The 5,726-nt window shown below is 60.3% G+C and carries 5 protein-coding genes; 4 read left to right on the top strand and 1 reads right to left on the bottom strand.

The features are described from left to right. The 3 genes from ACL03I_RS39000 to ACL03I_RS38990 all read left to right on the top strand — a co-directional run. The coding region (locus tag ACL03I_RS39000) for an ABC-three component system protein (RefSeq protein WP_412808599.1) at positions 1–997 on the top strand (997 nt) is incomplete at its 5' end. Between the two features lie 97 nt (positions 998–1,094). Then, entirely contained in the window at positions 1,095–1,592 is a 498-nt protein-coding gene (locus ACL03I_RS38995) for a three component ABC system middle component (protein ID WP_412808598.1), read from the top strand. Positions 1,593–1,596: 4 nt separating this feature from the next. Further along, the gene (locus ACL03I_RS38990; protein ID WP_412808597.1) at positions 1,597–3,603 is read left to right on the top strand and encodes a DUF3732 domain-containing protein; all 2,007 of its coding nucleotides are present in this window, start codon (positions 1,597–1,599) and stop codon (positions 3,601–3,603) included. A 407-nt stretch (positions 3,604–4,010) separates the two neighbouring features. On the opposite strand, the gene ACL03I_RS38985 is transcribed toward ACL03I_RS38990, so the two are convergent. Further along, complete coding sequence (locus ACL03I_RS38985) at positions 4,011–4,688, bottom strand: helix-turn-helix domain-containing protein (RefSeq protein ID WP_412808596.1); 678 nt, start codon at positions 4,686–4,688, stop codon at positions 4,011–4,013. Positions 4,689–5,055: 367 nt separating this feature from the next. On the opposite strand from ACL03I_RS38985, the gene ACL03I_RS38980 reads away from it, so the two are divergent. Continuing rightward, on the top strand, positions 5,056–5,726 hold a 671-nt coding region (locus ACL03I_RS38980; protein WP_412808600.1), incomplete at its 3' end, for a leucine zipper domain-containing protein.

The raw sequence follows: 5,726 nt of genomic DNA, 5'->3' as shown, positions 1-5,726 counted from the left end.
CGTTTCAACCTTGCGCAACTTGACTGATGCCTCGGATGACATCTGGCGTACCTTGCGCGTCTGGATGGACGCCGGGCGCGCAGGGGATCCATACGGTCCCATCCTCACACTCATCACCAATAGCAGTGCTGGAGCCGGTTCGGCGGCATCGTTTCTACGTGTTTCCGGTCGTGACGTCGAGTCCGCGCTCGCCTTGCTCGAAAGTACTGCCCGCAATTCAAGGTCCAAGGAGACGGAGGCGGCGCGTATGCAATTCCTGAAGCTGACCTCGTCCGATCGGTCCACGTTCGTCGGTCGGATTTACGTCGCCGACCAATCTGCGGATCTGGATGGCGTGGACGAGGAGGTAGCCGAACGGCTTCGACCCGGTGCCCCGATCGAACAGTTCGATATCTACCTGGATCTGGTGTGGGCTTGGTGGGGGCGCACTTCCATCGCGATGCTCAGCGGTAAGAGAGGTGCCGTGTCGGTGCAGGAGACTCTCACTGCCCTGGAGGGTATCCGCGATCGGTTCACACGAGACAATTTGCCTTCGCTTGTCGATGTCAACGACATCGATCTCGATTCCACTGCACAGCGTCACGAGGGCCGAATGTACGTTCATCAGTTGAAGATACTGAACGTGCTTCCCCGCCAACTGCAGAAGGCGATCCTGGACTACCAACGGGCCTACCTGCAAGAGACTCGTTGGCTGGATGTACATCTGGTCCACTACGACGAACTGGACAAGTTCAGCGAACGTCTGGTCGACGAGTGGGAGAGGGCTTTCGATCACATGTGCGCCGAATTGCCTGCGGGTGCCAGCGATGAAGACAAGCGAGCCGCTGGCAGAAAGCTGCTTCACATGCTCGGGGACTCGACTCTGTCGATCCGTGCCAAATTCGATGATCCGTTCCACGCGAGGGGACGACGGCACGCGCTAGCAGATACTCTCGACATCGGCTGGCATCCCGAGTTCGAAGAGCATCTGTCGAAACTCCTACTTCAAGACGCGTAGAGAGCGCGCTGGCCGCACCCACTAACACTACTCGTCACACAGGACGAGCGAAGCGATGGTGTGATTGCCCCGAAATCAGCCCCGGAGTTGCCCAATCATGCCATGCTTCACAGACATGAGGCAGTGGAGCGAGCGCGTACCAGCTGTGGCCGACTTGTTGAATCCAGCCTTGATCGCAGCAGTCATCGCAGCAGCCGCGATCGAGTACAATCGGCGGAACGTACGGCCGATGCCGTTCGAACTGGCGTTTCTGGTCGTTCCACTTGTACTGCACCGCAATACGCGTCAGTCCCTGCCCATTCGTGTCGATTCACACCTCGCCAAGTGGGTTACGACTCACGAAGTCCTCGCTGCCGGCTTCGGCGCGCGAGCCAAGACACTCGTCGAGCCAGTTCGGGAAGGCATACGGTTCGGTTTGCGTCATGGAGCGGTCGAACTCGATGGAGCGAACATCACAGGTCACCTTCGGCCCGGCAGGATCGCCGAGATCGGCGACATCGGCGACATCGTGCACAAGGCGCGCTTCGTGGGACGCTGGTTCACCCAGCTCGAGTCACCGGCTACCGCCTTCGCCCTTCTCGGTGTGGAAGTCTAGATCGGTGCAGTTACTCGCATTGGCGCTCTACGCGCGCGACGGCCGCCGCCGAGACGTGAGATTTCAGCCAGGGCAGCTGAACATCGTCACAGGCGAGTCGAAGACCGGCAAAAGCGCTCTCTTGACGATCACCGAGTTCTGTCTGGGACGCGACGCGTACCTCATTCCTGCAGGGCCTATCGCTGACCACGTCGCCTGGTCCGCCTCGCTATGGCAACTCACCGATAATCCCGACGGGCCCAGGGCATTCGTGGCACGTCCCGCACCTCCCAAAGGGCAGGCCTCGACTCAGCGAGCGATGCTTGAGTTCGGCGGCGCAGCTATGGATCTGCTCGACCACCAGGAACTCGCCGAAAACGCAGACAGTGACAGCGTTCGTCGCCAACTCGGTCGTCGGATCGGTATAGCTGAAAACGTCATTGAGCCCCGGGGGCCTGGCGTCGGTCAGGTTCCGTTCGAGGCCCACTTGGGCCACGCCACCTGGCTATGCCTGCAAGATCAGGACGAGATTGCCAGTCGACACCTGTTGTTCCATCGCCAAGGCGAAAACCAGATCGCTCAGCATCTGAAGGACACCATCCCCTACTTCCTCGGCGCGGTGCCCGCAGACGCCGCGGCGAAGAAGGCGGCACTCCGCGACGCAAATCGGGCACAACGCCGCGCGCAAGCAGCACTCGCAGCAGCCGAGCAGGAGGCAGTCATCGCCGAGGCGAACCTCCGTGGTCTGCTCGCGGAGGCTCATGCGGCTGGCCTCACGGATGAGCACGATCTAACGGAAAGGGCTCAGATCGTTAGTGCCCTCCGCGCGGCAGTTCGTGATCGCCAAAACAACAGCGGTGAAAACCGCGCGTCGTTGGGCGATCGTGCGGACGAAAGTGCACTCGAACACCAGGACCGCCGAAGGGCATTAATCCGACGGCGCGCTGAGCTACGAAGTCAGTTGTGGCATGTCATGGATGACCGGGCGCTGCTTCTGGACCGGGCTGAGTCCGAGCGAGATTTCGTGGGTGCTGTCGAACTTCACGCCGGTCGTCTGACGAGCCTCGAACTTCTGCCCGCCGCCAGCGACGTTCATACCGCTTCAGCCGGCTCGTGTCCGGTCTGCGGATCGCAGATCGAGGAACCCGACCCGACAACAGCAGCGCTTGCCGAGCGACTGCAGAGTCTGCGAAGCGAGCTCACGTCTCTTGAGGCGGCCCCTGAATCTCGCCGACAAGTTCTCATCGTTCTCGAAGCCGAAGCCGATCGACTGCGTCAGGAGTTGGCCGCTGTGGAGACCACGGTGGCGAGCCTTGAGGCGGGAGATCGGACCATCCGCGTTGCACAGGACACGGCGGCGGCGCGGAACTACACCCGTGGTCGTATCGAAGCCCTGCTCGGCGTTATGACAGCGGGAACCGGAGATTCCCTTGAGCGACTCCGTCGCAACCTCGATACGGCGAACGCGCGGGTGACTCAACTGCTGGCGGGGCTAGATCCCGATGTAGACCGGGAACAGCTTCTCTCCAGGCTCAACATCGTCGGTCGTACCATGACCGACTTGGCCCAGCGCATCGGACTCGAGCATGTCGAGGACGGTGTACGCCTCGACCTCGCGAACTTGACCGTGGTGACAGACACGAGCGATGGGCCGCTGCCGTTGCAACGCATTGGTAGCGCCGCGAATTGGATTGGCTACCACCTAGCGACGCACCTGGCGCTCCACAAATTTTTTGTCGACAACGATCGCCCTGTGCCTCGGTTCCTGATGATCGACCAGCCGACGCAGGCTTTCTACCCGTCCGACGTCGCGAAGAATGCCGGTGCTATCAACGACACCGATCGTGAGGCTGTACTGGCCATGTTCCTCGTAATGCGCGATGTGGTCAATGAGTTAGCCCCGCGAATGCAGATAATTGTCAGCGACCATGCCAACCTAGTCGACGAAAAATGGTTCCAGCGTGCGGTGCGACACCAATGGCGCGGAGGAACTCGACTCGTTCCGACTGAATGGATCATAGCTGGAAAATAACAGCTCGGCACCTAGGCGACGCCCAGTCGTCATGATGGAGGCTGCTCGGATGGTGCAGTCAATTGTGCTTCTCTGCACTATCCGACAGGCGTGCCGCAGACGCAGTTTGTCTACTTGTGCGTTGGCCTATCATAGATCCATCCACGAACTCAGCATCGGCGAGGCGCAGATTCGAATACTTAAGGCTGTGGCGCTGGGCGTGAACTTCGACACCACCGCGCAATCATGTGCGCGCTCCGATCGTACCCGATCGACTTCCTACAGTTGATCGAGTCTCAAGCGATTCCCGCGCGGAGGTCTGGCAGTGGTGCTCTCGGATGTGTGAGCAGGACTACTAGAGTGCCCGCCCTTCGTCGGTGTCGAGGTTGGTACTCAGAACTACTGTCACGACGTCATCCGCCCGATTGTCACGATATGGTCCTGCCGGACGACGACCTTCTGCGATGTTCGCGGAGTTGGCGCTGCTGGCCGATCCATCTTTGCCGCCATAGCTCAAGGTCTTGTTGTTCATCGGCCAGCGAGAGGTCTCGTTGTTGGGCGATCGTGGTACAAGCACATATGAACCAGACAACGAAGTCCAACGTTGGAGCAGTTTTTCCGTTCAGCACATTCGCGACTGTTGCTCTTTTGAGTCGAGAATCGAGGCGCTCCAATTTTCTGAGCGGTGGCTCACCGGCGTGGAGCCGCACTTCTCGCAATCGGGAGGCAAATTGTTCTAGAATTTGTGAGCGATCCTGATAGTGGTGAAAAGTATCGCTCGTGAATTGCGAATTAATATTTGTTGCGAGAGGCTGGTTGTATTCCACCGAAGGACCTTCTTTGAGGCTTTCGCGAGTCTGTTCCCATGCTCGGTGCCAATCGGACAATTCTCCACCGCAGGCTTTTACAAACGCTTCAGTCGTCTCCCAAGATGGGAAGTGTTCCCCTCCAGCGGCTTCTGAGAGGGCGGTCCGCGACCGGCCGGTCATCCGGGCCATCTGTAGGTACTTCGGATTGCCTGCCTGCTGGCGAAGCTCTCTCAAGCTCTGCGCGAAGGAAGCGACCGGGCCGCCGTTTGGATCCAAAGGTCGTTCGGGTCTGCCCACTGTTGTCCTTAATTGTCCATATCTGTCTATCTAGTCTAAGCCCGTCCTACCTAGTCTGCAATGCTAACTCCCTGTTCAGGCAGGTGTGTACACAGTTGATTATCCAATCTGTTGTCCGAAGACCAGACATAGCCACGGAGGGCCGGCATGGCCAGAAGGCAGGCCCGGAGCAACACCAACCCAGTCGATGACGAACGACTGGCCGCCGTACCAGATCGAGGTGCCACTACTCCCCCAGTTCGCACGCCTAGGTGTGATGTCCGGGGAGGTTGTCCCGCCTCAGTGTGGTGAGTCGGGCTGACAGGTGAAGGCCTCCGGTTGTGAAGTGGAGCTGTCTAGGAACCGCTTCACAAGCCCGGAGGCCTTCGTGTCCCACGCTAACGCAACGCTCACCCCGATCACCCGTCTGCGACTGGCGCGGTTGATCGTCGATCGCGGCTGGACCTATTGCGCGGCAGCGAAAATGTTCATGGTCTCTCCACGCACTGCCAAGAAATGGGCCGACCGGTACCGGACCGAGGGCGTAGCCGGGATGGCCGATCGCTGCTCACGCCCGCATACCAGCCCGAACAAGACCGCTCCGCAGCTCGTACGCGCCATCGTCGCACTGCGCTGGCGTCACCGGCTGGGGCCGGTGCAGATCGCCGGTCGCCTCGGGATGGCAGCCTCGACCGTGCACGCGGTACTGGTGCGTTGCCGCATCAACCGACTCTCCCGTGTCGACCGGGTCACCGGCGAACCCTTACGCCGCTACGAGCACCCACATCAAGGATCGCTGGTCCATGTCGATGTCACCAAGTTCGCCAACATCCCCGACGGCGGCGGCCACAAATTTCTCAGCCGGCGCCAAGGCGAGCTCAACGCCCAGCAGACAGCGCGGCGCACCGGCAAGCGCGGTAACCAGTACCGACCCCAGATCGGGATTGCGTTCGTGCACACCGTCATCGACGACCATTCCCGAATGGCCTACGCCGAGATCCGCGCCGACGAGAAGGCCGCCACCGCGATCGAGGTACTCCAGCATGCAGCGGCGTGGTT

Source organism: Nocardia sichangensis, assembly GCF_047200615.1.
Classification (GTDB): domain Bacteria; phylum Actinomycetota; class Actinomycetes; order Mycobacteriales; family Mycobacteriaceae; genus Nocardia; species Nocardia sichangensis.
This window is presented reverse-complemented; position numbering and strand designations above follow the sequence as displayed.